General features: G+C 69.3%; 22 protein-coding genes. 5 read left to right on the top strand and 17 right to left on the bottom strand.

The features are described from left to right. The first annotated feature begins 15 nt into the window (after positions 1-15). Together A5700_RS12110 and A5700_RS12115 are read left to right on the top strand one after the other, a co-directional pair. Positions 16-855: a sulfotransferase gene (locus A5700_RS12110; protein ID WP_068072951.1), complete on the top strand. Its 840-nt coding sequence runs from the start codon at positions 16-18 to the stop codon at positions 853-855. Then, entirely contained in the window at positions 852-2,492 is a 1,641-nt protein-coding gene (locus A5700_RS12115; protein ID WP_068072953.1) for a DUF4254 domain-containing protein, read from the top strand. The genes A5700_RS12110 and A5700_RS12115 overlap by 4 nt, the downstream gene beginning before the upstream one ends. Before the next feature lie 7 nt (positions 2,493-2,499). Here the strand turns inward: A5700_RS12115 and A5700_RS12120 are convergent, their stop codons facing one another. Beyond that, complete coding sequence (locus A5700_RS12120) at positions 2,500-3,276, bottom strand: hypothetical protein (RefSeq protein WP_068072955.1); 777 nt, start codon at positions 3,274-3,276, stop codon at positions 2,500-2,502. 232 nt (positions 3,277-3,508) lie between these two features. Between A5700_RS12120 and A5700_RS12125 the strand changes: the two genes are divergently transcribed. Together A5700_RS12125 and A5700_RS12130 are read left to right on the top strand one after the other, a co-directional pair. Beyond that, positions 3,509-5,029, top strand: coding sequence for a hypothetical protein (locus A5700_RS12125; protein ID WP_068204761.1), 1,521 nt, complete (start codon positions 3,509-3,511; stop codon positions 5,027-5,029). 137 nt (positions 5,030-5,166) lie between these two features. Then, positions 5,167-7,245 (top strand): hypothetical protein, encoded by a 2,079-nt coding sequence (locus tag A5700_RS12130; RefSeq protein WP_068204763.1) that lies wholly within the window; start codon positions 5,167-5,169, stop codon positions 7,243-7,245. Between the two features lie 5 nt (positions 7,246-7,250). Here the strand turns inward: A5700_RS12130 and A5700_RS12135 are convergent, their stop codons facing one another. From A5700_RS12135 to A5700_RS12205, 15 genes are all read right to left on the bottom strand, one after another. Then, complete coding sequence (locus tag A5700_RS12135; protein ID WP_068070088.1) at positions 7,251-8,000, bottom strand: hypothetical protein; 750 nt, start codon at positions 7,998-8,000, stop codon at positions 7,251-7,253. A 43-nt stretch (positions 8,001-8,043) separates the two neighbouring features. Next, the gene (gene eccD, locus A5700_RS12140; protein ID WP_068070086.1) at positions 8,044-9,582 is read right to left on the bottom strand and encodes a type VII secretion integral membrane protein EccD; all 1,539 of its coding nucleotides are present in this window, start codon (positions 9,580-9,582) and stop codon (positions 8,044-8,046) included. Beyond that, positions 9,579-10,589, bottom strand: a complete 1,011-nt coding sequence (locus tag A5700_RS27410) for a MinD/ParA family protein (RefSeq protein WP_068070084.1) — start codon at positions 10,587-10,589, stop codon at positions 9,579-9,581. The genes eccD and A5700_RS27410 overlap by 4 nt, the downstream gene beginning before the upstream one ends. Before the next feature lie 658 nt (positions 10,590-11,247). Next, on the bottom strand, positions 11,248-11,535 hold the full coding sequence (locus A5700_RS12150; protein WP_068070082.1) for a WXG100 family type VII secretion target: 288 nt from the start codon (positions 11,533-11,535) through the stop codon (positions 11,248-11,250). Positions 11,536-11,572: 37 nt separating this feature from the next. Then, positions 11,573-11,875 (bottom strand): WXG100 family type VII secretion target, encoded by a 303-nt coding sequence (locus A5700_RS12155; protein WP_068070080.1) that lies wholly within the window; start codon positions 11,873-11,875, stop codon positions 11,573-11,575. Between the two features lie 87 nt (positions 11,876-11,962). Next, positions 11,963-13,162 (bottom strand): PPE family protein, encoded by a 1,200-nt coding sequence (locus A5700_RS12160; protein WP_068070078.1) that lies wholly within the window; start codon positions 13,160-13,162, stop codon positions 11,963-11,965. Between the two features lie 263 nt (positions 13,163-13,425). Then, the gene (gene eccCb, locus A5700_RS12165; RefSeq protein WP_068070076.1) at positions 13,426-15,201 is read right to left on the bottom strand and encodes a type VII secretion protein EccCb; all 1,776 of its coding nucleotides are present in this window, start codon (positions 15,199-15,201) and stop codon (positions 13,426-13,428) included. Beyond that, positions 15,198-17,438 (bottom strand): type VII secretion protein EccCa, encoded by a 2,241-nt coding sequence (eccCa, locus tag A5700_RS12170; RefSeq protein WP_068070074.1) that lies wholly within the window; start codon positions 17,436-17,438, stop codon positions 15,198-15,200. Before eccCa ends, eccCb begins: the two co-directional genes overlap by 4 nt. Continuing rightward, on the bottom strand, positions 17,435-18,877 hold the full coding sequence (gene eccB, locus A5700_RS12175) for a type VII secretion protein EccB (protein ID WP_068070072.1): 1,443 nt from the start codon (positions 18,875-18,877) through the stop codon (positions 17,435-17,437). Before eccB ends, eccCa begins: the two co-directional genes overlap by 4 nt. A gap of 3 nt (positions 18,878-18,880) precedes the next feature. Then, complete coding sequence (gene eccA / locus A5700_RS12180) at positions 18,881-20,602, bottom strand: type VII secretion AAA-ATPase EccA (protein WP_068070070.1); 1,722 nt, start codon at positions 20,600-20,602, stop codon at positions 18,881-18,883. After that, positions 20,599-21,204, bottom strand: coding sequence for a hypothetical protein (locus A5700_RS12185; protein ID WP_068070068.1), 606 nt, complete (start codon positions 21,202-21,204; stop codon positions 20,599-20,601). Before A5700_RS12185 ends, eccA begins: the two co-directional genes overlap by 4 nt. A gap of 30 nt (positions 21,205-21,234) precedes the next feature. After that, complete coding sequence (locus A5700_RS12190; protein ID WP_068070066.1) at positions 21,235-22,083, bottom strand: ESX secretion-associated protein EspG; 849 nt, start codon at positions 22,081-22,083, stop codon at positions 21,235-21,237. A 2-nt stretch (positions 22,084-22,085) separates the two neighbouring features. Beyond that, positions 22,086-22,403: an ESX-1 secretion-associated protein gene (locus A5700_RS12195; RefSeq protein WP_068070064.1), complete on the bottom strand. Its 318-nt coding sequence runs from the start codon at positions 22,401-22,403 to the stop codon at positions 22,086-22,088. A 65-nt stretch (positions 22,404-22,468) separates the two neighbouring features. After that, the gene (locus tag A5700_RS12200) at positions 22,469-23,740 is read right to left on the bottom strand and encodes an EspA/EspE family type VII secretion system effector (protein ID WP_068070062.1); all 1,272 of its coding nucleotides are present in this window, start codon (positions 23,738-23,740) and stop codon (positions 22,469-22,471) included. 407 nt (positions 23,741-24,147) lie between these two features. Further along, a complete protein-coding gene (locus A5700_RS12205) occupies positions 24,148-24,597 on the bottom strand; it encodes a nitroreductase family deazaflavin-dependent oxidoreductase (protein WP_068070059.1) in 450 nt (149 codons plus the stop codon). 107 nt (positions 24,598-24,704) lie between these two features. Here A5700_RS12205 and sigI point away from each other — a divergent pair, with 107 nt between their 5' ends. Beyond that, positions 24,705-25,571: an RNA polymerase sigma factor SigI gene (sigI, locus tag A5700_RS12210; RefSeq protein WP_068204767.1), complete on the top strand. Its 867-nt coding sequence runs from the start codon at positions 24,705-24,707 to the stop codon at positions 25,569-25,571. Here sigI and A5700_RS12215 read toward each other — a convergent pair. After that, positions 25,568-26,515, bottom strand: coding sequence for a MinD/ParA family protein (locus tag A5700_RS12215; protein ID WP_068204769.1), 948 nt, complete (start codon positions 26,513-26,515; stop codon positions 25,568-25,570). The genes sigI and A5700_RS12215 overlap by 4 nt on opposite strands. Positions 26,516-26,633: the final 118 nt, after the last annotated feature.

Consider the following 26,633-nt stretch of genomic DNA (forward strand, 5'->3'; position numbering starts at 1 on the left):
CGCAGTGCCGTCGGTGTGGCGCTGAGCCCGCGGACACCGGCCGTGCAGCTGTTCGTGGTGGGGCCTCCCCGCTCCGGGCTGACCATTGTCACCCAGTTCCTCAACCGCCACCGGGACGTGGTGATCTTCGACGAGATCGACCTCCTGCAGATCGACCGATTCGGCGGGCGGCCGCTCGGCACCTTGCACGCCTTCCTCGCCGAGCGCGGCGTGCTGAACACCTACCAGCGGCGCGCCCGGGAGACCGGTGATCCCGCCGCGGCGCTGCGCTCGGTCATGGGCATCGTCACCCGGCCGCGCACCATCTGGGGCGAAAAAAATCCCCGCTATGCCACGGGGCTTGCCGCCCTGCGGCGGTGCTTTCCCGGAGCCGTCGTGTTGTTCGTGCTGCGTGACCCGCGGGAGATCGTCAATTCCTGCCTGCGACATCGCGATTCCCCCGTGCGCAGCGACGCCGACTTCTGGATCAAAGACACCGTCACCGACGCGCTGACCCAGGTCGAGAGGCACCTGGAACCGGTGCACTCCGGGGCGGCCGACGTCGTCGTCCTGCGCTACGAGGCGTTCACCGCCCGGCCGACGGCGGCGCTGGCCGCCGCGCTGGGTCGGTGGGGCCTGACACCGGCCAACGGCGTTGCCTCGCTGACCCACCCGGCACCAGAGACGGTAGGTGACCATCAGTTCTTCCGGGACGGCGCCGCCCTGCCGTGGAAGGCCGCCAACCTGCGCCCGTTGCTGCCCAACCGGCCGGCCGGTGACCGCGTCGACGCCGGCGACCCCGCCTGGGACCACGTGGAAGCCCTCGCGCGGCGCTTCGGATATGGCGGTGCGGCGCCGACGCGGGCGGTCCGATGACCACCCGCCGGCGAGACACCGGCTCGCTGGCATGCGACCCGGAAGCCGTCGTAGCCCCCGCGCCGAGGGCGCTGCTGGGAGTCGACAAGCCCGCGGTGTGCTTCCTGTCGAACATCGGCGATGCCGTGCTGATGCTGCCGGCGCTGCGGGCCTTAGCGGAACTGTTCACCGAACCACTCACGCTGATCTGCCCGGCGGTGGTGTACGACCTGTGTTTCCGCGAGGTCAGCGATCGCCACGTCGACACCACGGGGCTGCCGTTGACCGGCCCCCGCCCCCTGCCGGGCGTGGCGCCTCGAGCGGTGGACTACGACTCGCTGGCGGCGCGGATCGGTCCCGTCGACGTCTTCATCGATACGTTGACGTGGAACGCGTTGTCGAGCACGGTGATACGTCCCCTGGTGCACCGCCTGTCGCCCACGACCACGATCGGCTTTCCCACCGACGACGGCTACGACTTCGTGATCGCCAAAGAGGACTGCCACGCCGCCGACCTGAGCTTCAAGCTGGTGCGCCTGTTCGACCCCGCGTTGCGGATCGAGGACTACGCCGGACCGTTGCCGCTGCCGCCTCGGGTGGTCGAGCAGGCCCGCCGGGTGCGCGCTGCCGTCCCGGCTGGCACCAAGGTGTTGGTCGTGCACGCCGACACGGACTGGGCGGACAAGCGCTGGCCGATCACGAGATTCACCGCGCTGCTCGACCAGTTCCTGGCGCGCCACCCCGATTTCGTCGTCTGGGTCGTCGGGATGGGCCACGAGAGCCTCGACGCCGGGCGAGAGGGCCGGCGCGTCTATTCCCGTCTCGGGTTGCCGCTCGACCTGACCATGGCTCTGGTCGCACAGGCCGACCTGTTCTTGGGTGTGGACTCGTCGATGCTGCACGCCGCCGATCTGGCCCGGGTGCCCGGCGTCGGCCTGTTCGGTCCGACCCGCGCGGCAACGTGGGGCTTCAGGTTCGGGCCGCATCGCCACGTCGAGCGGGCGTCGACGGCAAAGATCACCGTGGCCGAGGTGCTCGCCGCGCTGGACGACCTGGCCGGCGCACCGGCGCCACGCGAACGGGCCGGCCGGACAGCCGATCCGGCCGAGGACCCGCTGCTCGGCGCCGTGCTCCGGTTCCGCGACGCGGCGCAGGCGTGGCATGACGAGCCGCCGTCGGTGCCACCGGGTGAGGGCGACGCCGGCGCACGGGCGTTGGGCCTGCACGCCGTGAATTTCGTGCTGTGGCATCACGAGGACGCCGTGCGCCGGGCCGGCATCGACGACGGTGAGGTGGCGCGCCGCAAGCGCAGCATCGACGAGCTCAATGCCCGGCGCAACGCCGCCGTCGAGGACATCGACGCGACCCTGCTGGCCGAGTCGGCCGCCGTCGACGGCGCGCCGCTGCGAAGCGAGACGCCCGGCTCGATCGTCGATCGGTTATCCGTCCTTGCGCTGCGGATCGCGCACACGGCGCGGGATGCCGAGCACGCTTCCCGTCGTGAGGTTCTCGAGGAGCAATACGCCGACCTCTTTCGCGCATTGACCGAGTACCTGGCGGCGCTGCGCAGCGGTCGGCTCCGGTTCGGGGTGTACCGGCAGTTCAAGTCCGCGGCGCAACGGCAGCGCTGCGCGCTCTTCGACGGGCGGGAGGGTTGACGGTGCCTCAATACGCGGCAGCGGCCCACCACTGACTCCAGTCGATGTAGGGGTCTCTGTGCTCCTCGTATTGCAGGTGCAGCGCCAGCGACGGAATTGGGGTGAACAGCAGCGCCTGTTCGCGCCAGATCGTGTTGATCGTCGACGCCTCGAAGATGTGTTGCTCGACGCCGTAGGGCGTGCTCGAATGCAGAGCGAGTTGCTCGAACAGCCGCCAGTTTCGGCGCAACGTCTCGGCCTCGACCCAGCAGGTGTTGGTGGTATGCGTGTTGGTCCGCCAGTGCCTGTCGCTGCCGTACACGACGCGGCAGTCCTCGTGGCTGAAGATCGGTCCCCAGTAATTCTTCGGATCGTCGTAGGGATGCAGCGCCACCTCACGGCCGCCGAAGCGCTTCTTGAACAACGCATGTGCCTCGAGCATCTCCGCCACGGCCGACGGGGTGTGCAGGTAGTCGTCCTCGACGAGGTACACCAGGTCGCGCGCCACGGTGCGCGCCGTGGAAAACGACGCCAGGCACGAGGCGTTGTAACCGCGCTCGGTCAGGGCCACGAACTCGACGGGGCACGAGCAGCGGTCGAGTATCCGATGCAGCGCCAAAACGGCTTTCGGGCTGGAGTGGTCGTCGAACACGCGCAGTACGATGTCGCCCGTGGCCTCGTTGATCGACGCGACCAGCGATTGCGCGCAGCGCAGCATGATCTCACTCTTGGGCGCGCCGACGTACCGATCCGACCCGTGCACACTCAGCTCGGAATGGGTCTGCAAGTGGATGTCGAGTCTCATGGTCGCGGTCAGCCTAATTCCGGCAAGTGACGCGCGCCGTTTCCTTGCCCTTCACCCGAGCGTCACCTCGAATCGTGCAGTCATCGGCCGTGATTCGGGGCGCGCGCGGTCCGGCCGGTGATTAGGATAACCCTCGTCATGGACGGTGCGCTCCCGCGCCGCCACGGCGGATCTGCCGCGGGTCGACGACCAACCCACGAGAACGACCTCTGCGCTAGGAGAACGAGCGGCCATGCCCCAGACGCTGAACGTCGAATACGAGGAGCTGATGGCGCGGGCCGACGAAATCGAGCGGCCGCTGCCGCCGGTACCGGCCACCAATCCGCCCGGGCCGTGCCCATTGTCGTTCGTCAACAACGCCGCCACCCAGATCGCGCTGTCCGCCGAATCGATGCGGTTGTACCTCAAAGCCTGCGAACGGGAATGGCGGACCCTGGCCAAGTCGTTGCGCAACGCCGCCAAGGCCTACGAAGAGGTCGACGAGGGGGGCGCCGAGGAGATCGACGCGGTGGGCTTCGACGGTTCCGGACCGGGTGGCCGGTCGGTCCCGGGCGGTGCCGACGGCGGGGTGTCGGCCCTGTGCGACCCCGACGAGGATTTCGGCGGCGGGTTTCGGCCGCCGCCGGTGATCACCCCGCCGCCGTTCGAGTACCCCTACTACGAGGTGCGGCAGGCGGCCAAGGACATCGAGAGCGGGGACCAGGGAACGGCATTCAAGGCCTTCGCCGCCGATTGGGACAGATTCCAGCGCGATCTGCAGCGTGAGACGTACCGCTTCCGGCCTTTCACCAACTGGGAGGGTGAGGCGCGGACCATGGTGGAACAGAATTTCGAGGCACAGCGCCAGTGGATCTACATGATGGCGCAGCTGTGCGTCACCCTCGGCGGCCAGGCGTCGAGGGTCGTCGACGCGCACAAGAAGGCCAGGGTGCTGGGCCAGCACGCGACGGGCTCGAGCACGGGCTACGCGGTCCCGGCCGAGCATCCCACGAGTTACGAAGTGTCGCAATGCGATTTCTGGTACAAGCGCTACACCAGTCCCGGCTACCCGTGGCCGGAGTACACCTACCGGGCCATCGAGTGGTACGAGCGGTTGCAAGCGCAGTCGGAGTCATCGCTGGCCCTGTACGTCTCGAACGCCGGCATTCCGCTGGCCCCGATCAATCCCAAGGTTCCGCCGGGTGCGACGGTGATCAATCCGCCGCCCACGCCCAGCGACGATCCAGTCGACCCGGACAACCCCGACCTGCCCGACATCCCCGACGCCGATATCCCCGGCGGTGGTACTACGCCCACGCCGAGTGTGCCGAGCGTCCCCAGCGTCCCGGGAACGCCGATGACCCCGGGGGCAAACACCGCCGACGTCAAGGACGCGGTGAAGGATGCGTTGAAGGGCAAGGGTGGGCTGCCCGGCGGGGCAGGGCTCAAACCCGCTTCGCTCGGCGGTGGCGGCGGAGTCGGTGCGCCGTCGGTGCCCTTGCAGCCGGCGGCGGACGCCGCCGCGGCCGGCCCGGGGTCGGGAGCGGGTCCGGCTGGCGCCGCGGCGGCCGGCGGGCGGGGGCTGCCCGGCGCCGGCGGCGCCGCGGGTGGGGGCATGGGCGGCGGAATGGCGCCGATGGGCGGCCAGGGACAACAGAATTCGGCCAAGGGTAAGCGGGTGCAGTCCGAGGAAGAATCGCTGTACACCGAGGAGCGGCAGTGGACCGAGGGCGTGATCGGCAATCGTCCGCGCAAGGCGGGCCCGGAGAAGTAGGCGCGCGTCGCGGCGCGGACATCGCCCGTTAACTCGGCGGGCCTTGACCGTTCACTGTTTCGAAACCCACACGCGTGCAACGAAATAACGGTATCGACTCCGTTCGCTTCCTGCCGACGTCGATTAGGCTGAGGGTCATGGCAATCGCCAAGCCCGCGGGCGAATTCGCCGAGCAGATGCTGGAACCCGGCGGATGGCCGGAGATCGACGAGGACCTGCTCTACGACCGCGCGCAGGCGTACACACAGGTGCTGCGGCAGGTCACCGGCGTCCTGGAAACCTGCCAACAACAGCGAACCGAACTGTTCGACGGCGACGTGTGGTCCGGCGGTGCCGCCAACGCCGCCAACGGTGAACTCGGCACCAACATCGACGAGTTGGTGAAGCTGCAGAACGGTCTGGCGACCGTGATCACGTGGAACCGCTACGTCGCGCTGTCGGTCGGGCAGACCAAGTCGGACATCACCGACATCGTCGACGCCGCGCAGCGCCAAATTGCGGCCGTGCAGCGAGATTCGAAGATGAACGCGGCCGAACGCGCCAACGCCATCAACGGCGTCGTCATTGCCACGCATGTGGCCAACGTCGGCATGATGGAAAGCGCTGCGGAGCGGATCCTGGCGACCAAAGCCTGGAGACCCCCGGCCAACGCGCTCGACGACCTACTGGACCAGAAGACGCCGCCCCCGGTGACCTTGCCGGGCGGGTCTGACGGCACCGCACCCCCGGACGACGGTGCACGAGACACCCCGGAGGAACGAGACCGGCCGCGCCCCGCGCCGGCGCAGCCGGCGGTTCCCGCGCCGTCGTTGCCCGGACTGCCCACCCCGGGCGGCGGCCCGCAGACCCCGCCCGGGATCCCTGCCTCGCCCGCGCAGCCCCCGCTGCCGTCGGCGCCCACCCCCGGCGCGTCGGCGCCCGCGGGCCCGGAGACGCCCGGCCGTCCGAACATCCCCGCGCCGCCGCCCGTTCCGTCGAGTCCGCCGAGTACGCCGGTCCCGCTGGGCCCGGCGACCCCGGCGGTGCCGCTGAGCCCCGCTGCGTCGGTGGGACCGTCCGGCGGCGCGACCGGCAAGGGCGTGGCCCCCGCGTCGCTGTCGGCGTCTGGGCCCGCGGCCGGTGGCCATGCCGAGGACTCGTCGGCGTCGACGGCGCCGGCCGGGGCGACCACGATGCCGGCCGCGCCGATGGCGGCGGGGGCCGGGGGCGCCTCCGCGGGGGCCGGGCCGCGGTCCGCCGCTCCAGTCGCGCAGGCCTCCAGCCCCCAGCCCGCGACCCGCCCGGCCGCTGCGGCCCGCTCGGGGGCCCGGCCCGCCCGGGCGAAAACCACCGAAGAGCCTGAGGCCGCGGACCCGCCCAATCCCGTTGCGCCTCCGGTGGTTATCCCGGTGTCGGCGAAGCGGGCCGAGCGGGATGCCATCGCCGACGCGGCCACCGCGGACGCCACCCGTCGCCGCGGCACCGACCCGTTGCAGATGGCGCGGCGCATCGGCGCCGCGCTCAACGCACCGGGTGACCCGGCAACGATCAACCTCGGCTTCTTCTGGGTCACCGCCGTGACGACCGGGGGCGCCATCGTGGTGGCCAACAGTTACGGCGTGGCATTCATACCCGACGGTGCGCGGTTACCCGAACAGGTGCAGCTGGCCAGCGCGGACGACGCCGTCGCGCCCGCGGAACGCGCCCGGTGGGCCACCTATCCCATGATGGCCGTGCAGGGCTGGGCGGAACACCACGACACCAAGCTGCGGGCCGTCATCGCCACTGAAGAGCAGTTCGCGATGTCCGACCCGGGTGTCGCCCGAATCATCTTGCAAGCGGACGACATTCCGGATACCGGCGCCATGGCCGGGCGCTCTCGCCTTGCGGTGGTGAACCCGCACGCGTTTGACCGCCTCGCGGCCACCACCGATGTGCGGCTGATCGACCTGCTGCCGCCGGCTTCCGCGGCGGCGCCCGGGAATACGCCCGACGCGGGGCCGCCGTCCGATGACCGCCCGTTGTTGTGGTTCGAGGTGATGAAACCCTTGGCAAGCCGCGCCAGCGGACGCCGAGCAGCACACCTGCGGGCGTTCAAGGCCTATGCGGCCCTTGCGGAAGACGTGACGCTCGGCGAGGCGCGCACCGCCGCCGACCTGACGGCGCAACGCTCGGCGGTCGGGGACTGGCTGTATTGGAAACACCTCAGCGAATTGCTCGCCGCGGCGGGCGTCTGACCGGGTCAGAGGCCCGTTGCCGACGGCGCCGCGGCCGTTGGGCGAGCGGGCGCCGAAGCCTCGGCTGGCGCGTGCGCTGGGCCCTGCGGAGGGTGGCTCGTGGGGTCGCCCAATGCCATTGTCTGTGCGACCAATTCGTCGTCCGCGGATCGCTCGTTTTCCGCCTGGTCGGCGGTGAGTTGCGCCGGGGTCGAGCCCGCCCCACCCGTGCCTCCAGCGGCCTGCTGCACACTCGACATGATGGTCTGCAACCCCTGTGACGCGGGTTGCAGCGCCTGCACCATCCCGGCGAGCTGCCCGGGTGAGGCGATGTCGGTGACCGGCGTGACCACCTTGTCCGCCTTGTCCGCCTTGTCCGCCTTATCCGGTGTCGCCGAAACGGGCTGCTGGTGCGCTGCCTGAGCCAGGTCGGACGCACCGGTCGCTGTCATCAGTCGCGGTGCGGGCGAGGTTGCGGGGGCGGCCAGGAACGCGACTTGCGCCACGTGCTCACTGAGCGCCTGATCGGCGTCGGCGTAGATGCCCGCCGCCGCTACCATGCTCGATGCCGTTGCCTTGACCGCCGTTTCGACGGCGGGCAACCCGGCGATAACCGGTGACTCGATGACGGACATGGTCTTGCTGACCGCGGCGGACACCGCGTCCGCTCCCGTTGTCGCGATGAACGCGGGCAGGGCAACGGGAAACTCGACCGCCCGCATCGCCACCCCCGCCGCCGTCAGGCGGGCGGTGTCTACCGACAGAGGTTCAACCATGACGAATCTCCTTGAACGCGCTGGCATTCGGGCGCATCGGCTGTCAAAACCGGACGTTGCGGACGGTGTCGTAGACACCGGTGATCCACAGCAGCATCGGGACGATGGCCGCGACGATGGTGCCGTCGGCCAGTTCCAGCAGGCGCTTCATCACCGGTGAGACCCGCCGAATCCGCAAGGTCGCGGCGACGGTCATCAGCGCCAGCAGGAACACCGCCAGGTAGCCGGCCAGCAACAGCCAGGCCAGCTGCGGATACCAGAGGCTGAGCCTGACCGTCACCCCGGTCGGGACGACCACGACCGCCGCCACTAGTGCCCACGCACACCACCGTTCGGCGTACAGGCGGGACCTGAACCCACACGCCGCGGTGACGAGCGCGGCCACGGTCAGGCTGTGTACGAAGAAGTGACCGCGCACCACGACGGCGACCGCGCCGACCGCGAGCACCGTCGTGCCTGCCAGCACGAAGCCGGTGAGCAGCTGCTTGGCCAGCCGGCTGCGCTCGGTGAGCCGGGCGGCGGAATCGGGCACCGACGCGATGATCGCCTGCCAGGTCCGTGTTTCTTCGACTTCATCGGTGTGGCGACCGGTGACCGGGTCGAGCAGTTCCTCGTGCTCGACCGTCTCCCCGGGTGCGGGGATGGGCGGCAACGCGATTCGTGCGACGGCGACGGTCAACTTCGCGGCGTTGGTGATGACGAAGAGGCCGAACAGGACCGCGCCGGCGGGCACCCAGCGCTGCCATCCGTAGCCGAAGGCGATGGCGGCCAGCAACGCGGCGAGGGATGCGACCACGACGAACGATGCCAGTTCGAACCGTCGGCGCGGGCCGCCGCGTGCCAGCAGCGTGAGAAACAGCACGGTGGCGGCCGCGCCCGCGAGTTGCGGGGCACCGAGGGAGTCGATCCGATGCGGTCGCGGGACGCCCAGCGCGACGGCCATGCCCAGCAACGGATACGCCGCCGCCAGTAGGCTTTCCGAGAGATCGACGCTCCGGTACAGCCGCCCGGCGGCCCAGCTGCCGAGCACCGCGATGGTCCCGCCGACGCCCAGGCCCACCGCCCACCACACATGGCGCCCGGTGTGCTCCCAGGTCAGCGCGGCGAGCGCGACGGTCACCAGCGCCACCATCGGGATTGTCAGCGCGATAAGCCGATTGAGCGCGGACCTGTCGAACTGCGGTGATTCGTCGAGCACCGCGATGGCGTCGATGACGTCCTCGACGAGGGGCCGGTAGCGTTCGGTCCTGCTCACGGCGACCAGCGTCAGCAGCGACCCGTCGACCACGCCCGCATCGTCGAGCGACTGGTCGGTCGGCAGCGGCGGGGCTCCGGGACGGGCGAAGGTCCACGCCCCTTGCGCGGCGAAGTCGAAGCCGGCCAACACGTCCGGTGGTGCGTCCTCCAGCAGCTCCGCCAGCACGCTCACCGTGTCGTCGATGTAGTCCGCGATCGGTGCGACCGAGGGCAGCACCACGTCGGTCATGCGCCGACCGGTGAGCACGGTCACCCTGGTGGAGGCGGGCTTGGCCGGAGCCTCAGTGGTTGCGGCCGCGGCGGCGGCGACGGTCGGCGCGCTCAACGGCGTTCACCCCTGTCGAAATCGTCGGACAGTGCTGCGGCTAGCTCGCTGATTTTACGCTGGTAGCGCGCGCCCAGCTGGGCGAACTGAATCTCGGTGCCCGCCGCGATGTGCCGGTCCCACGGCAAGCTGATGACGCGGTCGGGCGCCACGTGGCGGTGAAACAGCGACGCCAATTCGCCTGGCGCGCCGCGATCGTCGCCGGGACTCACGTGGTTGATGACGACGCAGGCGCGGTGGAGCAGTTGCGGGTGGCCGTTGTCGCGCAGCCAGTCGAGCGTGACCAGGGCCTGCCGGGCGCCGTCGACCGAGGCGGAGGAGACGACGACCAGCCCCGACGCGGCGGTGAGCGCCTCGCGCGCGGCCGGTGTGGCGGGATCGGCACCACAGTCGGCCAACACGAGGTTGTAGAACCTCGGGACCATGGCGATGGCGCGTTTCCAATCCTGCGCGACCAGCGTGCGGCCGCCGCCGATGTATCCCGCGGCGGCGAGCACCTCGAGGTTGACGGCGTTCATGCTGGTGTGCGCGCGAAGGTCGTTGTAGTGCGACAGGCCCCGGTTGCCAAGCAGATCCACGATGGTGGCATCGGTCCTGCGGCCCACGCGGTCGGCCAGGTTACCCGCGACCGGGTCCGCGTCGACGGCGAGGATTCGGTCGGCTCGGACGTGGGCCAACACCGAGCCGAGGGTGGCGGTGGTGGCCGTCTTGCCGGTGCCCCCTTTGAGGCCGAGCACGGCGATCTCGTACGAACCGCGGATGCCGCGACGGATACGGTTCCGTAAGTCCACCTCGTATTGCTCGTCTCGCGACAGGCCGACGTTGATCCGCGTGACCGCGTGCAGCCAGCGCCGCCAGCGCTGCCGCGATAGCGGTTTGGCGGTGCGCGCGGCCGGGGCGGCGGGGCGTGTGCCCTCGAGTGGCGGCGCGCCATTGTGCTTGATGGGCTGGGGTGGTGCGGCGGACAGTGGCTGTGCGGCAGCAGCTTCCGGCTTGGGTTGCTGCACTCCGGCGCGGTGGCTGTGGGGTGACCTGACGCGCGGGACCGGTGGTGCGGCCGGGCGGTCGGGGCGCAGGTGGCGGGCGTGGCGCGCCTGCGGCGGCGGGCCGGCGGCCGGGGGCGTCGGGCGGTCGCTGCTTGGCGGACTCGGGCGACCGTTGGTAGGCGGGTGGCCGTTGGTCGGCGGGTGGCCATTGCTGGGCGGGTGGCCGTTGAGTCCGGGCGCGCTCACCGGCATGGGCGGTGGGGCCGCAGGTTTCGGCTCGGCCGGCGGCGGGACCGCGTGGCCGGTCCGCGCCAACAGCATGGGCGGCAGTTCATCCGAAGCGTGCAGGGTCTCCCCAGCGCCAGGCCCGGCTGCGGTGCCGGTGTCACCGGGGGCAGCGACCGGCGGTGGCGCCGGGGCCGTGCCGCCGACCTTGGGTTCGTCCGACGGTGGCGTCGCCGTGCCGTCGTCAACCTCATACTCACCATGGGACTCGGCGTCCTGAGTAGCCGCATCCGCAACCTCGGCGTCCACGGCGGGTTGGAAGAGCCGGTCGTAATCGGCCGCCATCAATACCTTTCGCGTCGCGCGTGGCCAGTGGTCCACGGCGAAGGGCGCGAGAAGAGGCGAGGCCTGCCGACAGGTGGGACTCGCCTGTTCCCGTGCTCGTCGCGTCGATTCAGGAGAACATGCCCGTGACGCCGGACTCCGTCTGGGCCATCGCCTGGCTGGCCTCGCTGATGCGGTCGGCCAGGTTCTTCAGCGCCTCGTTGAGGTGATCGGAGGTGGTGTTCCAGTTCTGCTGGACGGCGTGGTAGGCCTCCGAACCGCTACCGCCCCAGGCCGCGGACAGCTTGGCCAGCGAGCTCCTGCCTTCGTCGAGCAGGCCCTGCGTGGTCTGGACGGCTCCGTGGATCTGTCCGGCTCCCGCCTCGATGCCGGCGAAATTCCAATGCTGATCGCTCATGACTTAAGCTCCGTTTCTTCGTGAGTGTGATGGGGGATTAGAAGTTCATCTGCGACGACAGCGAGCTGGCCTGCTCGTCGTCGGCCTTCGAGTACTCGATGCCGGCACCGTAAATGTTCTGCGAAATGTCGTTGAGGGCCTTGATCTGCGCCTGGCCCGCCTCGTGGAAACGCGTCAGCGCCTGCTGCGCCGCGGCACCGGACTGACCGCGCCAGTGGCCGACCAATTCACCGCCCGTGGACTCCACCTGGCCGATGACCTGCTTGAGTTCGTTGGAGATCCGGTCGAAGTTGGCGGCCTCGGCGCTGAGGGTAGCGGCGTCGGTTCTCATCTCTGCCATGTTTGCTACTTTCTGTGTTGCTCGTCCTCGCCAAGTGATGGCAAGTCTTCCGGCCCGCGCGGCCGGGAAGTCTGTTTCCTCGGGTGCTCACCAGTCGTCGTCGTGTTCATACGGTTCGTCGTCGTGGTGTTCGGCGGTGAGCGCTGCGGGCGTCGCCAACCCGGGCCGGGCCGCGCCGCCCGCCCCCGTGCCGGGACCGGCCGCGCCGATCGGGGCGGCACCACCCGTCGCCGACGATCCAGCGCCGGCGCTGGCTAAAGGGGCTGCTGCACTGGGCTTTTCGATGAGTTGGCTCATCATGGAGGTGCGTGCGGACGTACCACCCGCACCGGGCAGCGCCTCGGAGTGCATGAGACCAAGGCCGACGCTGGGGCCCGTTCCCCCTGCCAGCGGGTGACTCGACAGGGGGCCGGCCCCGAGCAGCCCAAGCTGACCGGGCAGCGCGTCGCCGCCGGCGTGGTCGGCCAGCGCGTCGGCTCCGGGCAGGCCCTCCCCGGCACCATCCATTCCAGGGTTCTGCCCGGTCATCGACATCAGCTGCGACAACGGCTGCATCAGCTGCTGCATCGGGGCGCCGAGCTGACCCATCTGTCCCAGATACTGCGAGATGTGTTCGCCCGGACGGACTCCGATATCGGGCGTTGGCGCGGGGATGTCGTCGTCGGCGTCATCGGCCGCCTCCTGAGCCAGGAGCCGCAGCGCCCGTGGCGCGGCGTCGGACGCTGCCCCGGTGAGCCGCGCGAGTGCTGCGGTGGCCACCGCCTCGCCCACCCCGGGCGCGACGATGGGTTTCATCGGCGGCAGTGGTTCGAACGCGATGTTGGCGAGCGTTTCTGCCTGATAGATGTCCATGGCGACGGCGGCCTGGTTCCACATGCGGACGAAGTAGTCCGTCTCGTTGAGGCCGATGGGCACCATGTTGATTCCGAGAAAGTTGGTCGCTGTCAGCACGCCGTGGGTGATGTGGTTGGTCGCGATTTCCGGAAGCGACGGCGTCATGGCCAGCGCTTGGGTGTATGCGGCGGCCTGAGCCATCGCCCGCGTGGCGCGCTGCTGCGCCTGCGCCGCCGCGGTGTTGAGCCACGCCACCATCGGTGTCGCCGCGGCGATCGCGCGTTCACTGCCGGCGCCCGTCCACGCCGCGTTCAGGGCGGCCAGCGCCGTGGCCAACTCGACCGACTGGGCCGCCAAGGCGCTGGCCAGCGCTTCCCAGCCCGCGGCGGCCTGCAGCATGGGTGCGGGACCAGCGCCGGCCATCAGGCGTGCGGTGGTCAGTTCCGGTGGCATCGCATGCCACAACACGTCGACTGGCCTCCTTCGTGCTAATCGCGTCTCTCGGGTTAATTACAGCGTTAATTATTGGCGTCGTGCGGCGCGCGATATCGGCCGCGAAGCAATTCGCCTCTCAATTCGTATGAACGGATATCGACATTTGCGTGAACGCTGAAGATTGCGGACCGGTCAGGGCGGGCGGACATCGCCGCAGGTGCCCGTTCTCCGTTATCACCCTGTGGCTCACCGACTTTCTCCGCGGGGGCGACCACGTTATCCTAACCGCCCTGCGGCGTTGCTGGAGGCACTTCTTCCGGAGGATCGATATAGGCGGCCTGAATAATTTCTTTGCCGTCGGGTGCCACGAGAAATGCTTGTCCGGGCGGGCGACGCTTGACCTGAATTTCCCGCGAGGGGAAATCCTGCTTGTCACCGGAAAGGAAGAGGGTGGGTGACCCCGCGCCGTAGGCCGCGCCGACGAACTTGTCCATGGTCGCCTTGTACGCGTAGCTCATCTGGCACGTCACGATGAGGTGCAAGCCGATGTCCGTGGCCGCCGGCAGCAGGGGTGCCAGTGGCGCCATCGGCGGCATCCCGCCGGATGCGGCGACGATCATGTGCCAGTCATCCACCAGCAGGACGACGTCGAATCCGGTCCACCACGATCGCGAGCGCAATTGGGCCGTGGTGAGGTCGGCCGGCGGCAGCCGCTTGGTCAGGTTGAACGCCAACGCCTTGATGGCCTCGTCGAGTGTGGTGCTGTTGCGGTTGATGGCGCCGGCGTCGAGCAGGTGGCTGTCGGGAACCGCGTCGAGCAGGCCGGAACGGTAATCGGCCAACATGAACCGCACCTGTTTGGGGCTGTTGCGCGCGCAGATGGCGCGGGCGATCGCGTGCGCGGTGCGCGTCTTGCCCGATTTGGCCGCCCCGAAGATCAGCAGGTGCGGCGTGGAGTACATCTGGTTGTGCGCCACGGACAGGTCGGTTTCCCGGAGTCCCATCGGGATGGTCCAGCGGGTGCGGTAGTCCGCGTCCGGGCCCGGCGGATTCGGGTCCAGCTCGTAAAGGTGAATCCGCTCGGGCAACACCCTGACCCGCGGTGCGCGTTCGTCGTGTTGTGCCGCAATGTGATTCACCGCCGCAGTGATGGCCTCGACGATGTTCTCGGCGCTGTGGACACCGTCCAGCCGCGGTACGCCGATCATCAGGTGGTGTTTCTCCACCGACATGGCGCGGCCGGGGCGGTTCGCCGGGATGTCTCGGGTCGCGCGGTCGATCTGCGTGTCGTTGACGTCACCGAGCCGGAACTCGATTTTGGTGCCCAGGTAGTCGCGGACGCGGGACTTCAGTTCGGTCCAGCGCGGTGTGGTGATCACCGTGTGAACGCCGAACGACAGCCCCTGCGAGGCCAATTCCTGCACCGGCGTCTCGAGATCGGGGAATTCGCTGACGAACGCCGGCCAGCCGTCGATCACGAGGAAGACGTCACCGAACGGGTCGGCCGCCACCGGCTGCTCGGGGTCCGCGCGGAGTTGGCGGTACATCGCGATGGACCCGACGCGGTGGTCTTTGAAGGTGGCTTCCCGCTGCCGCAGAACGGATTGCACCTCCGCGACCACCCGCATGACCCGGTCGGGCTCCGAGCGGGTGGCCACCCCTCCCACGTGCGGCAGGTTGTCCAGGTAAATCAACCCGCCGCCGCCGAGGTCGATGCAGTAGAACTGCACCTGCCGCGGCGTGTGCGTGGCGGCGGCCGCCAGGATCATCGTCTGCAGCAATGTCGACTTGCCGGTTTGCGGCGCGCCTCCGATGGCGATATTGCCACCGGCACCCGAGACGTCGACGCCCCACACCCCTTGCAGGTGCCGGCGCGGCTCGTCCATGATGCCCAGCGGAAACCGTAAGGGCTGCGCCTGATCCCGGGCCACCAGCTCGTCGAGCGGCGTCGGATCCTTCAACGGCGGCAGCCACATCTTGTACGCCCGCGACTCCGTCGTGCTCAGCTGGTCCAGCACGACCTCGCTGAGCGCGCGGCCCTTGGATTCCACGGTCATGGCAGCGCCTCGTCCAGAACGGGAGCGGCGGTGAAGCGCTGGATGCGTAGCGTCTGCGGGCGGGCGTGCGGCCCGGCTCCGTTGCCCTCGCCGGTGTCGTCGGCCTTGTTCGGGGGGACGTAGGCCGCGCCGGTGTAGAGGGTGCTGAACTTCACGGGATCCTCCATGCCCACCCGCAGGAAGCCGACGCCGCTTTCCTTGTTGGTGATGTACTGCGCCTCCGGGGTACCGATCACCATCTTGGACTCGTGAGAACTCGTGGTGCGCAACGCGATGCGATAGGTGAGGTTGGGCTCCAGTTTGTCGATGCGGGCGCCGCCGGTCTGCAGCGACTGGGTCGCGAGGAGCAGGTGTACGCGCAGCGATCGCCCCACGCGGCAGATCCGGTCGAAGAGGTTGATGAAATCAGGGTGGCTCTGCAACAGCTCGGCGAACTCGTCGACGACGACGAAAAGCGTTGGCAGCGGCGCGAGGTCGGCGCCCCGCTCCCGATACTTCTCATACTCCGCGACCCCGGACAGGGCGCCGGTGGCACCCACCTGGATGCCGGCCTGGCGCAGCAGGGTCTGCCGCCTGTCCAGTTCACCGGTGAGTACCTCGCCCATCCGACTGACCAGCTCGGCCTCCTCGGCCATGTTGGTGATCACGGCCGCCGTGTGGGGAAGCTTCTCCATGCCCAGGAACGTCGAGCCGCCCTTGAAGTCGGTGAGAAGCAGGTTGACCTGATCCGGGTGGTGCAGCGCCACCAGCGACAGGATGAGGGTGCGCAGGAATTCGGACTTCCCCGAGCCGGTGGTGCCGATGAGCATGCCGTGCGGCCCGCCGCCGAATTCGGCGCCCTCCTTGATGTCGAGGTACATGATGTTGCCGGTCTTGAGTTCGTGGCCGAACGGAATCTTGAGACGGTCGCGGTCCTTGTCGGTGAACATCCGCCAGCGCGCCGGGGTAACCTCCTCGACGCTGTGCGCCCCCACCAGTTGGTGCCATTCGGTGGCGACCTTCTTCTGGACGCCGGAGTTCTTCTTGTCGACGAGGGTGCCGGTGATCGACCAGCCAGCGAGCTTGCGGGCGATGCGGGCGGCCTGCCGCGGGGACAGTCCGTCGGTGGTCGCGGTGACTTGGCGGAACGCCTGTCCCGGCAACCGGTCGTCTGCGGTCCCGTCCTCGGCCACCCGGATCCGGTAATTGGAGCCGCGGTGATTGCCCAGCGTGATCACCGTGACGCCGGCCCGTCCGTCCGGCGGGAATCCGGCCTTGCCGCCGGTCAGGTCGACGATCACGACATAGGGGCCGCCCGGCAGCGAATCGGGGGAATGGGGTCCGCGCCCGGCCAGGTCCGACAACCCGTCGGGGCGGGTGTAGATCATCCGGACGGGGCCCGCGCTGTCGGTGTCCGTCGGATGTTGAAGGTGCGGAAGCCATTTCAGCCAGGACCAGTCGGGGTCGTCGGGCTCCTCGGTGAGCACCCGCACCTGCAGCAGGTCGGGTGGATGAAACACCGCGAGGTGGCAGATCATCGCCGCCACCAGTCGGGCCGACCCGGTGGCATCACCCCCGACCGCGATCGTCGGAAATGTGCGCAGCTGAACCAGTTTCGGACAGTCGTGGATCAGGCCGTGGGTGCGCAGGAACTTGACGACCCACATGTTGGCGACGGGTTCGAGGTAGGGCTGCGGTGCCGCGGTGGGGCCCGCCAGCTCGCCGCCCACGGAGGGCTTCATCAACCGGTCCACCGCCGGTTGGTCACCGACGCCGAGCCGGGTCGCGGCGTAGAAGTCGGCGGTGGCGGGCCGGGACCATTGTCGCGACGTGCCGATGATGGACAACAGGTCGTCGGGATGTGGCGCGTGAAAACTGAAGAACGCGACCTGCGCGGCGGCCGACGCGGTCACGCGGGGACGCAGACCGGCCAGGTATCGCAAGTATTCCTTGCGGTCGGCGTTGATCTCGGGAACCTTCTTGCCGCCGCCGCTGCCCCCGCCGGCCATCATGCTCAGCGACATCATGATCATCATCAGCGGCATCATCAGCATGTACGGCGACAGTGCCCTGGTGCCGGTGAGCACCATGATCGCGATCATGCCGAGCATGCACACGCCCATCACGTAGGGCAGCACCTTCTGCACGCCCGACGGGGGGATGTCCACCCCGAGGTCCTCGGGTGGCGTGACGGTGATCTCCCCCGGCGTCAGGCGGGGGCCACGGGTGACCGTGGGAGTGAACTTCCGGGTGGTCACGAGGCGCCTCCGCCCGGCAGCTTGCGGGGGCTCGGGTCGGTGGGCAGCGCGTCGTGTTCCAGCAGGGCGGCCTCCTTGGACAGCACCGGTCCGTCGACCAGGAGCCGGATGATCTCCCAGGGCGCCGTCTTGGGCGACGGGAGGCCGAGCGCCGTCGCGGTCTGCTGGTCGGGTAGTCCGTACCGAATGCCTTGCGGGTCAACGTAATACAGCGATTCTCCGTACCGTGGATCGGGTGATTGCAATTGCACGTACTTGCCGCCGTCCAGGTACACCGTTGCGCTGCCTTGGATCTGCTTGATCCCGGTGCTCAGCTCGGAGGCCGGCATCGGCAGGTGCCGGCCGGTCAGCACGGCGGTCTTGGCTGACTGGTCACCCGTCTTGCGGTCCCACGTCCAGCACAGCGTGGGGTCCTGCGGGCGGGACACGATCTTGATCGGCTCGTCGGGCAGCGGCGAGCTGTACACCACCTCGGGAGCCCGCAGGACCGTGTTCGTCGGCAGCACCGGGGGGTCCACCAACCCGTAGGCCTGGCTCGCCCGCAGGGCCGCGGCGGTGTTGGCGTTGACGGGCGCGACGCCGTCCTGCATCACCACGAAGAACCGCACGCCGAGCGCGGTGCGCAGCTGCAACACCGACCCGATCACCAGAGGGTCGGGGAGCCCTAGGGTGTTCGGCGCCCCGGCGCCGGGGATCGGGGGCAGCATCCAAGAACCCGCGTCGGGCAAGGCGTTGAACATCGCCGTGGACAGCGGCGCGGGCTTGGCCGCCCCGTGGATGCCGACCACGAAGGTCATCGGACGGTCGCTGAGGTCGGTGGCGTGCCGGCCGTTGGCGGTGATGACCCAGTCTTTGCCCCCGTAGGAGGCCAGCAGCGCCTCGTTCGGCGCAAGCGGGTCGATCGCCGGCACTTCGATCACCAACGGCCTTGCCAACACCGCCGTTTGGATGGTCGGGTTGGCCGAATCGGCCCGGGCCACCGTGTCGCACAGCGTCCAGACGGAGGAGTGGTCCGAGGACACCGGCGTCGCATAGGGGGCGCCGGGGATGCCGACGGATTGGCCTCGGGGCAGCCGGTTGAGTTCGCTGGATTTCACGGCCGCCGGTACGGCCGGACTGCCGAGCACCAGCCGCGCCGAGGTGAGGTTGTAGACCGGGTGCAGCTGGCCCGCCACCTTCAGGTACAGCTGATTGGTGCTGCGATCGACGAAGAGGTTGCCGTTGCCGAGCTTGCCCTGCGGCTTGAAATAGGCCATCGCCAGCGCGCCTACCACGATCAGGACGGACACGACCAGCCCCAGTGAGACCGACCGGCTGTAAAACTGCAGCGGGTCGTCGAACATCCGGGTGTCGCGGCGCACGATCGCGTGTTCCAGCCGCCGGAGCAGGAAGCGCCAGCCGCTGACCTGAACTTTGGTGGTGAGGCGCAGGTTCGCCATCCGTCAGCCGGTGATGTTGAGGCGGCCGTGCACGGCCGCGATCGACTCGGTCATGTCGTCACCGTTGATTTCGCGAAGGCGATCCTCGTCGAGGCTCTCGAAGTCGACGGCCCGCGTGAGCCGGATGTCACGGTACTGCTCACCCGCTTCCACGAGCTGGCGCGCGTAACGGCCGTTCCCGGCGATGTCGAGGGCGGGCACGCCGCGCACCGTCCGTTGGCTCAACAGCTTGGCGGCCTGCAGGAGATTGTCCTGCGCCTCCCGATTTAGCGCGGAATCATTGCTGGCCGCAATCACATTGGCGATCTCGAGAATCTCCTCGGGGGAGTAGGAGTCGAATTCGATCCGGGTGGCGAACCGGGAACGCAGGCCCTCGTTGGTCTCCAACAGCCGATCGATGTCGGCGCTGTAACCGGCGATGATGACGACCAATCGGTCTCGGTCGTTTTCCATCCGCGCCAACAGGGTGTCCAGCGCCTCCTGACCGAAGGGGTCGGTCCGGCCGTCGCGTTCCTGCACCAGCGCGTACGCCTCGTCGATGAACAGCACGCCACCCAGGGCGCGGTCGATCGTCTTGGTCGTCTTGACCGCCGACTGGCCCTCGAACTCGGCGACGAAGTCTTTGCGTGAGGTCTCGACGAGCTTCGGCTCGCCGATGACGCCGAGCCCGGCAAGGATGTTCGCGACCACTCGGGCGATCGTCGTCTTTCCGGTTCCGGGGGGCCCGGTGAAGATCATGTGCTTGCTCGGCTGCGCGACCTTCATGCCGCGCGCCGCGCGCACCCTGGCCATCTGGGTGGCGGCGCGGTAACGCTCGACTTGGTCTTTGACGCGGGTGAGCCCGATCTGTCGTTCCAGTTCCGCCTCGGCCTCGGCGAGCAGCGTCTCCCGCCCGGAGGTGTCGGCCACCACGGTCGAGGCGTCCCAGGGGTCGGTGCGCGCGGCGATCTGTTCGGCGCTGACGGTCGACAGACGGTACGACGGATCCTTCAGGGCGGCAGTCACTTTGGGTTCAGGATGGGTGGTCTGCAGCCATTCGAGCAGCGCCACCGCCGCTTCCTCGTTGCCCTGACCGCGGCGCGTCATCGCCAGATACCAGGCGATGGCCCTGGCGCAGGCCTCGCCCGCCGGGGACGAGTTCGCCTCGGTCAGCCGGCGTTCGGCTTCAGTGAACAGCCCCAGGTTGGCCGCGGCCACGCCGTGCGCGACTCCCGCGGCGGCGGCCAAAAAGGTGTCCGGCCATTTGGCGGCGCCCCGCACCTCCTCGATGGCATCGGTCCAGCGCTGCGATTCGCCGTACACCACCGCCTTGGCCCAGGACACCAGGTGCTCGGCCCCGGTGGGGGTCACGCCGTCCAGCGCCTCCATGGCGTCGGCGTAATTGCCGTGTGCCGCCTCGCTTGTCGCGAAGCCAAGAGTGATGGCCAACGGTGAATTGACGGGATAGGTGATGTCGCCGTAGAGGCCGCCGATCGCGATGCGGGCGTTGACGGCGTTCATCGAGATCTGGGCGGCCCCGGCCAGGTGACCGAACTGCGTTCGGGAGTACCAGGCGCGAAACAACGTCACCCGATCGGTGTCGCCGCACCGGATGCGACCGACCCAGGCGTCGCAGGCCGATTCGTCGTGATCGGTGATCTCGGTGAACAGATCGAGCGACCGCGCCTGGGATATGGGCAGCATGCCGACCGCGCTCTCGAACATGCCGGCCAGCTGGTCGTTCATTGGTCGGCCGCGTATCGGGTAGCGAACACCTCTGCCTGCGCCGCCTCGGCCTGTTCCGGTGTCGACAGGTGCATGTCGTGTTCCATGAAGTCGCGCAGGACCTGGTTGGCGTCGAAGCCGATCTCGTCGAGTTCCTGCAGGCCCTGCGACTGGATGGCGTTTTCCATGAGGTAGGTGTGTTGGCCGGCCAGGCCCTTCTGCCGGGCCAGGTCGGCGAGCACCAGGATCTCGTCGGCCAGTTCGGACTCGGTCAAGGCGGTCGCCTTCGGCGACAGGTGCACCCGCTGGGTCCGGCCGTCGATCAGCGCCGACACCGACACCGTGGCCGGGGGATTGGTGACGGTGAACAGCGAAACCCCGTCGTCTTCGTCCCCGTCTCCGGCTGCGTCGGCCTGCGCGGTGGTGGCGGCCAGGGCGTCCAGCTCGGCGATCTCGGGCTCGGCCGGCGTGAAGTCGTCGAAAGCATCGACGGCTGAATCGATTTCGTTGTCCTCGGTAACCGAGAAGTCCAACGCGTCGGAATCCTGGGCGTCGTCCGGGTCCGTCCGATGAGCGGAGAAGTCCAGGGCGGCGAGGTCGTCATGGTCGTCGTGCTGCGACATGGATCCTTCTTTCTGCATCGGTGTTGCCGGTCAGCGCAGGGGTGCGGCTTCGGGGACGTCGGCGTGATCGAACCAGGAGCCCGCGGGTAGGAACTCGACGAGGCTGGTCAGGGTGCGCTGCAGGTTCTCCTGGGTGCCGGGCAGGAAACTCCCGTACAGCTCGCCGCCGACCCGACGGGGTAGCGAGACCAACCGGCCCCGCGCGGAGTCGAGCACCCCGGCCGCCACCTCGGTCTGGGTCGACGTTCCGCCGGGATGGCGCTGCGCGGCGACGATCTCCGCCCAGCCGCTGGGGTTCGTGACGATCTCGGCGTAGGCGCGGGCGGAGGCCGCCCCCAGCCCGTGCCGGGTCAACTCCGCCGCGCCGGTGCAATCGGCCAGGTCGGCGGCGACACCGGTCAGCGGCTCGACGTCGGCCGGCTCGGCGGCACCGAGGACGGCGGTCACCATTCCCGCGAGCCCCACCTGGGCCGCGACGAGTTGCAGCACGAGCAGGTCGCCGTCACGTGCGGCGATCACGTGGCGGTCGTCCTTGCGGCACACCGCGAAGCGCACCATGGTGCCGCCCGCGTCGCGCCGCCACCAGCGCCCCTCCAGTGCGCGGTCGGGCCTGCCGAGTGTGTCGACCATGGCCGCGACGGCGGGGTGCGGCTGGCCGTAGGGGTCGAGCACCCCCTGAGCGGTGAGATCGCGTGCCACCTGATCGGCGACCAGCCTGCGCAGATCCTCTTGCGGGATATTTGGCCGAATCCCCAGAGCCACGGGGAAATCGACGAGGTGCAGCCGCTCGGCGATCACCAGGATCCCATCGATGGTCACCTCGACGCCGACGACACCGTCGACGAGGCCCGCGTGGCCGGCGGCGAGGGGACCGGACATGACTACTTGTCGAGCATCTGCTTGTTGAGGTTGTCGGCCAGCTCGCCGTCGACTCCCTCGTAGGCCTGCTTGGCGGCCCGCAACTTCGCGGCGAGACCGCTGCTGGCGTTGGCCAGGGCCGAACCAGCGGCCTTGCGGCTGGTCTCGATGGCGTCGAAGGCGCCGTTCGAGCTTCCGCTGATGACCCCGTGTGTGACCCAGCAATCGCTGCCCGTCCCGGACACCGCGTCGGCCGCGGCCTGGGCGTCCTTCGCCGCGTCGGTTTGATTCCTGGCCAACGTCTCGAGGATCGAGGGTGAGACCTTGAACTCGGTCGCCATGGGCTGTCTCCTCAGCTTCTTGCATCAATGATGTTGTCGTGCAGGTGGTTACAGCACTCGCGCCGCTAGAGGACTCGCTCCTGGTGAGGCGCGGCGGGTTGCGCACCGGCCGCGGCCGCACCGATCGGCGCGCGCCCGCCGCCGTCGGTGCCGGACGCGGCGCCGTCCTCGGCGTCCCTGGCCGCGGCCTCATCGTCCGGCGCGTCCTTGACATCGCTCACCTCCTGGGCGGCCGCCGGAGCGCCCTGACCCTTCGCGGATTGCGCGAGTTGCGCAATCTGCTGCATGCCTTGGTTGACGGTCTGGCTCAGCGTGTTCAGCTGCTGCGAGGCCTGACCCATCTGGGCCAGGCTGGGCGGCGTGAAGGACTCCGGGGTGGTGGCGGTCTTTTCGGTCGGCGTCTTGGACGAGGTGTCGGCGGGGCTCTTGCCGGTCGTGTCCTTCTCGGCGGATGCGCTGATCAGCACCTGCTGCGCCGCCGAGGTCGCCTCGCCGGCCTTGGTGGCCAGCGACGCCACGGACGGGGCCGCCACGAAACTGGACAGGCCGCCCGAAATGGACGCGAAGGTGGAGACCTGCGACGAGGTCTCCTCGGCCACCTTGCCCCGGATCTGGCCGAACGTCCCGGCCAGGGCCGTCTCCACGTCTTGGCCGAGCTTGACGTATTGCGCGCCCAGCGCGGTGATTTGGCCGGACAGCGACATCGAGTTGGACAGCGTGAGCATCTCGATCACCAGCACCGCCGAACAGCACGCGAAGGCGGCGATGATCTGCCACGCGCACGACACTTCCGGCCCCACGATGGGAATCAGATACAGCGCCAGGGCGATCCCTTGCGCGGCGGTGAGCACGGCCGAATTGACCGTGATGTTCATGTGGGCCCGGTTGACCTCGTCGGCCTGACTCTTCAGGTAGGACTTGAATTGCTTGTCCAGGTCCTTCATCGCCTGCGCGTACGCCTTGAGCGCGGCGTTCTGCGCGGTGTAGGCCGTCGCCGCGCTGCCACTCCAGTCGGCGGGGTTTGGGACGCAGCCGGGATCCAGGTCCTTGATGAAGAGGTCGAGCTTGTCCCCGGCGGTGGTGACGGCGGCTCCCGAGTTGGGCGTGCCGAACCCGTTGAGGAAGTCGACGACGAGTATCGCGATCGCCGCGGCGTCGACGATCGCCGTCGGGGTCGGCAGCACCTTCGTGCCGGCGTCTTTCAACGCCTTGGCGAGCACGGCGTTCTGCTTGCTGGCATAGATCGCCGCTTTGCCCGCGGCGGTGGCCAGGTTGGCGCCGAGGCTGGCCCAGTCCTGCTTCGCAACCGCGCTGCCGCCGCCGTAAATGCTCTTCACTACCGTGGCTAGATCTGACGCACCGTTAAGCCAAGACACCTCAGTGTTCCCTTCGGCGATGGGCGTGCACTGATCGTGTGCACGGTAGGTCGAGCCTAACAGCGCATCGGCAGTGCCCGATGCACGAATTGTGCGTTAAGACAGCGGATTCGGCTACCCGGCCGCGCCTTCGGCGGCCAAGGTTTCCCGACGGTGGCCGGTCGGTGAACGGGGAGGGCGTGGTTGACTAACGGGCGCAGACGATTTGGTGATTCGCGTGGCGCCGGTCGCCGAGTCGCGCAGACTGCGAATGCTCGGACGCGCCCGCGTGGGGCGCCGTCCGCCGCTGTCGGTAACTGCCGGCCGACGGCGCGATGTCGCGTGTCTAAGCGACCCAGGCAGGGCAAAATTGCTTGTCCTGCAGCCGATTACCCGGTGGCAGCGGTGTCGAAACGGAAGACAGCCAACCGGCCCGCCAGTGCCTCGAACTCGTCGGGGGTGCCCTGGTGTACCAACCCCGAGCGCTTGGCGAAGGTCACGCCGACGGGGACCTTGGCCGGGAACTCCCGAAGTACCGGGCGGGCTTGCTCGGCGGTGAGTTCGACGATGCGCACCCGGCGCGACCGCCGGCCGCGGCTGAGCTCACCGCTGCCGGCGGCGCGGGCGTTGGCTGCCCAGTCCGCGCCCGGGTATCCGGCAACCACGTAGAGCCCACCCTCGAACTCGAACGGTGTCATCGGCGTGCTTCGCGGCTGGCCGGACCGCCGGCCCGGCACGGTCAACACCATCGCCGGCCCCGTCGGTATCCCACACCGTTGCAGGGTCATCATCAGGCGGTTCATCGGCTTGAGATAACGCGGCGGCCTCGGATCGGTCATGGCAGCTCCTCGAAGATCGGTGCTTTTCCACAAACGACGGGCCGAGACGTGGAAAAGTTACGCAGCGCCCCGCGTAACTTTTCGCGGCAGTGAAACGTCGAAGAGCCATGAACGAATCGCATCCGCTCAGCGAACAGGTCGGTGAGGCCTGGCGCCGACACCATCCGTATCTGGTCAACCTCGCCTATCAGCTCCTCGGTGATGTGGGTGACGCCGAAGACGTTGCGCAGGAGGCGTTCTGGCGATTGTCGCGAACCGACATCGGCGCCCTCGAGGACGTGCGGGGCTGGCTGACCGTCGTGGCCAGCCGGCTCTGCCTCGACCAGGTGCGGTCGGCCCGCGTCCGCTACGAGCGCCCGGGTGCGGTGCGGGACCAACCGGCACCGCGACCGACCGATCCCGCCGACCGCGTCACCCTCGATGACGAGGTGCGAACCGCCCTGCTGGACGTGCTGCGCCGGCTCAGCCCCGGCGAACGGGTGGCGTTCGTGCTGCACGACGTGTTCGGCGAGCCGTTCGACACCATCGCGCAGACAGTGGGCCGTCCGTCCGGCACCTGCCGGCAATTGGCGCGCCGCGCGCGAGCGAAATTCGCTGCCGCGCAACCGAAATTGAACGACGTGGCGACCGCCGAACACCAACGTGTCACCGAGGCTTTCCGCACGGCGTGCGCCGACGGCGACCTCGCCGCGCTGACAGCGCTCCTTGACCCGACGGTATGGGGCGTCGGGACCGTCCTCGCCGACCCGGCGCCGCCGGTGCAGATCAACCACGGCCCGGATGCGGTGGCGGCGAACCTGCTGCGCTACCTAGGCCCGGACGTGACGCTGGTCAGCGGCCCTGCCGGGCAACCCGTGCTGTTGGCGTACGCCGAGCGCCGGTTGTTCGCCGTCGTGGTGCTGACGGTCGGCGCGGGCCGCGTCACCAAGATCGAGGCGATCGCCGATCCGCTCGCGCGCGCCGGCGCTGGTTAGCGGCCGCCGGGGGCGCGGTCGGGGCGGCCGGCGAAATACCCGGCGACCGTCGCGGCGACCTCGAGGAATTTGCGCCGGGTGGCGGGCGCCATCTCGCGGCCGACATCGATGACGCCGCCGGGCCGCAGGTGGGGATCGAAGGGCACCTCGATGACCGGGCGCCCGTGATCGGTGAACTCGCGGGCCAGCAGGGTGCGGGTGCGTTTGTCGGCGTGGCCGTCCGAATCGTTGAGCACCACCACGCTATTGCGGAGCAGCGTGTCCAGGCCCTGATCCGCCAGCCATTCCATGGTCCTGGCCGCCGCGGACGCCCCGTCCGCCCACGGCGACGAGACCACGATCAGCGCGTCGAGGTCACGCAACACCTCCCGGGTGAGCGGCGAGTCCATGGTCGATCCGCAGTCGATGACCGAAATCGAAAAATGCCGGTCGAGCCGCATCGCGGCTTCGCGGTAGATCGCCGGGTCCAGCACCCGCCGCGGGCCGGAGGCCGGCTCGCCACCGAGCACGTACAGGCCGGCCGAGTTGCGGCCCAACCGCGCCGCCATGTCGCCGAACGACTGCAGGTTCTTGTCGGACGTCAGCTCCCAGAACGAGCCCGACGCGGCGGGATCGATGCGGCTGCTGAGTCGTCCGAAAGCCGTGTCGGCGTCGATCGCCACGACGTGGTCTTGCCGGCGCAGCTCCGCGAACAGCGACCCGACGCTGGCGGCGACGGACGTCTTGCCCACGCCACCCTTGCCCAGGATCCCGACCTTGTGGTTGCCGTGCAGGCGCGCCCGGATGGCCGCGTGGAACTGCGCCTCCTGGCGCTGCGCCGGGGACGGCCCCAGCTTGACCAGGCCGAACGTGAGCAGCCGCAGGATGCGCCGCCAACCGCGGTCCGCCGGTTCGGGGCCGAAGTCGGGGGCGGGCGCCTCGACGGGTCGCGGCGGCGCCGCAATCCCCGGCGAAAACGGCGCGGCCGGTGCCGGGTGGGCCGGCCGCCCCTCGAGACAAGGCCGAAGGGATCACGCCCGCAACCTCGGGGGTGCTGGCTCGTCGGAGCTGCTGCTAACGTTC

Source organism: Mycobacterium sp. E1214 (genome assembly GCF_001666755.1).
Taxonomy (GTDB): Bacteria; Actinomycetota; Actinomycetes; order Mycobacteriales; family Mycobacteriaceae; genus Mycobacterium.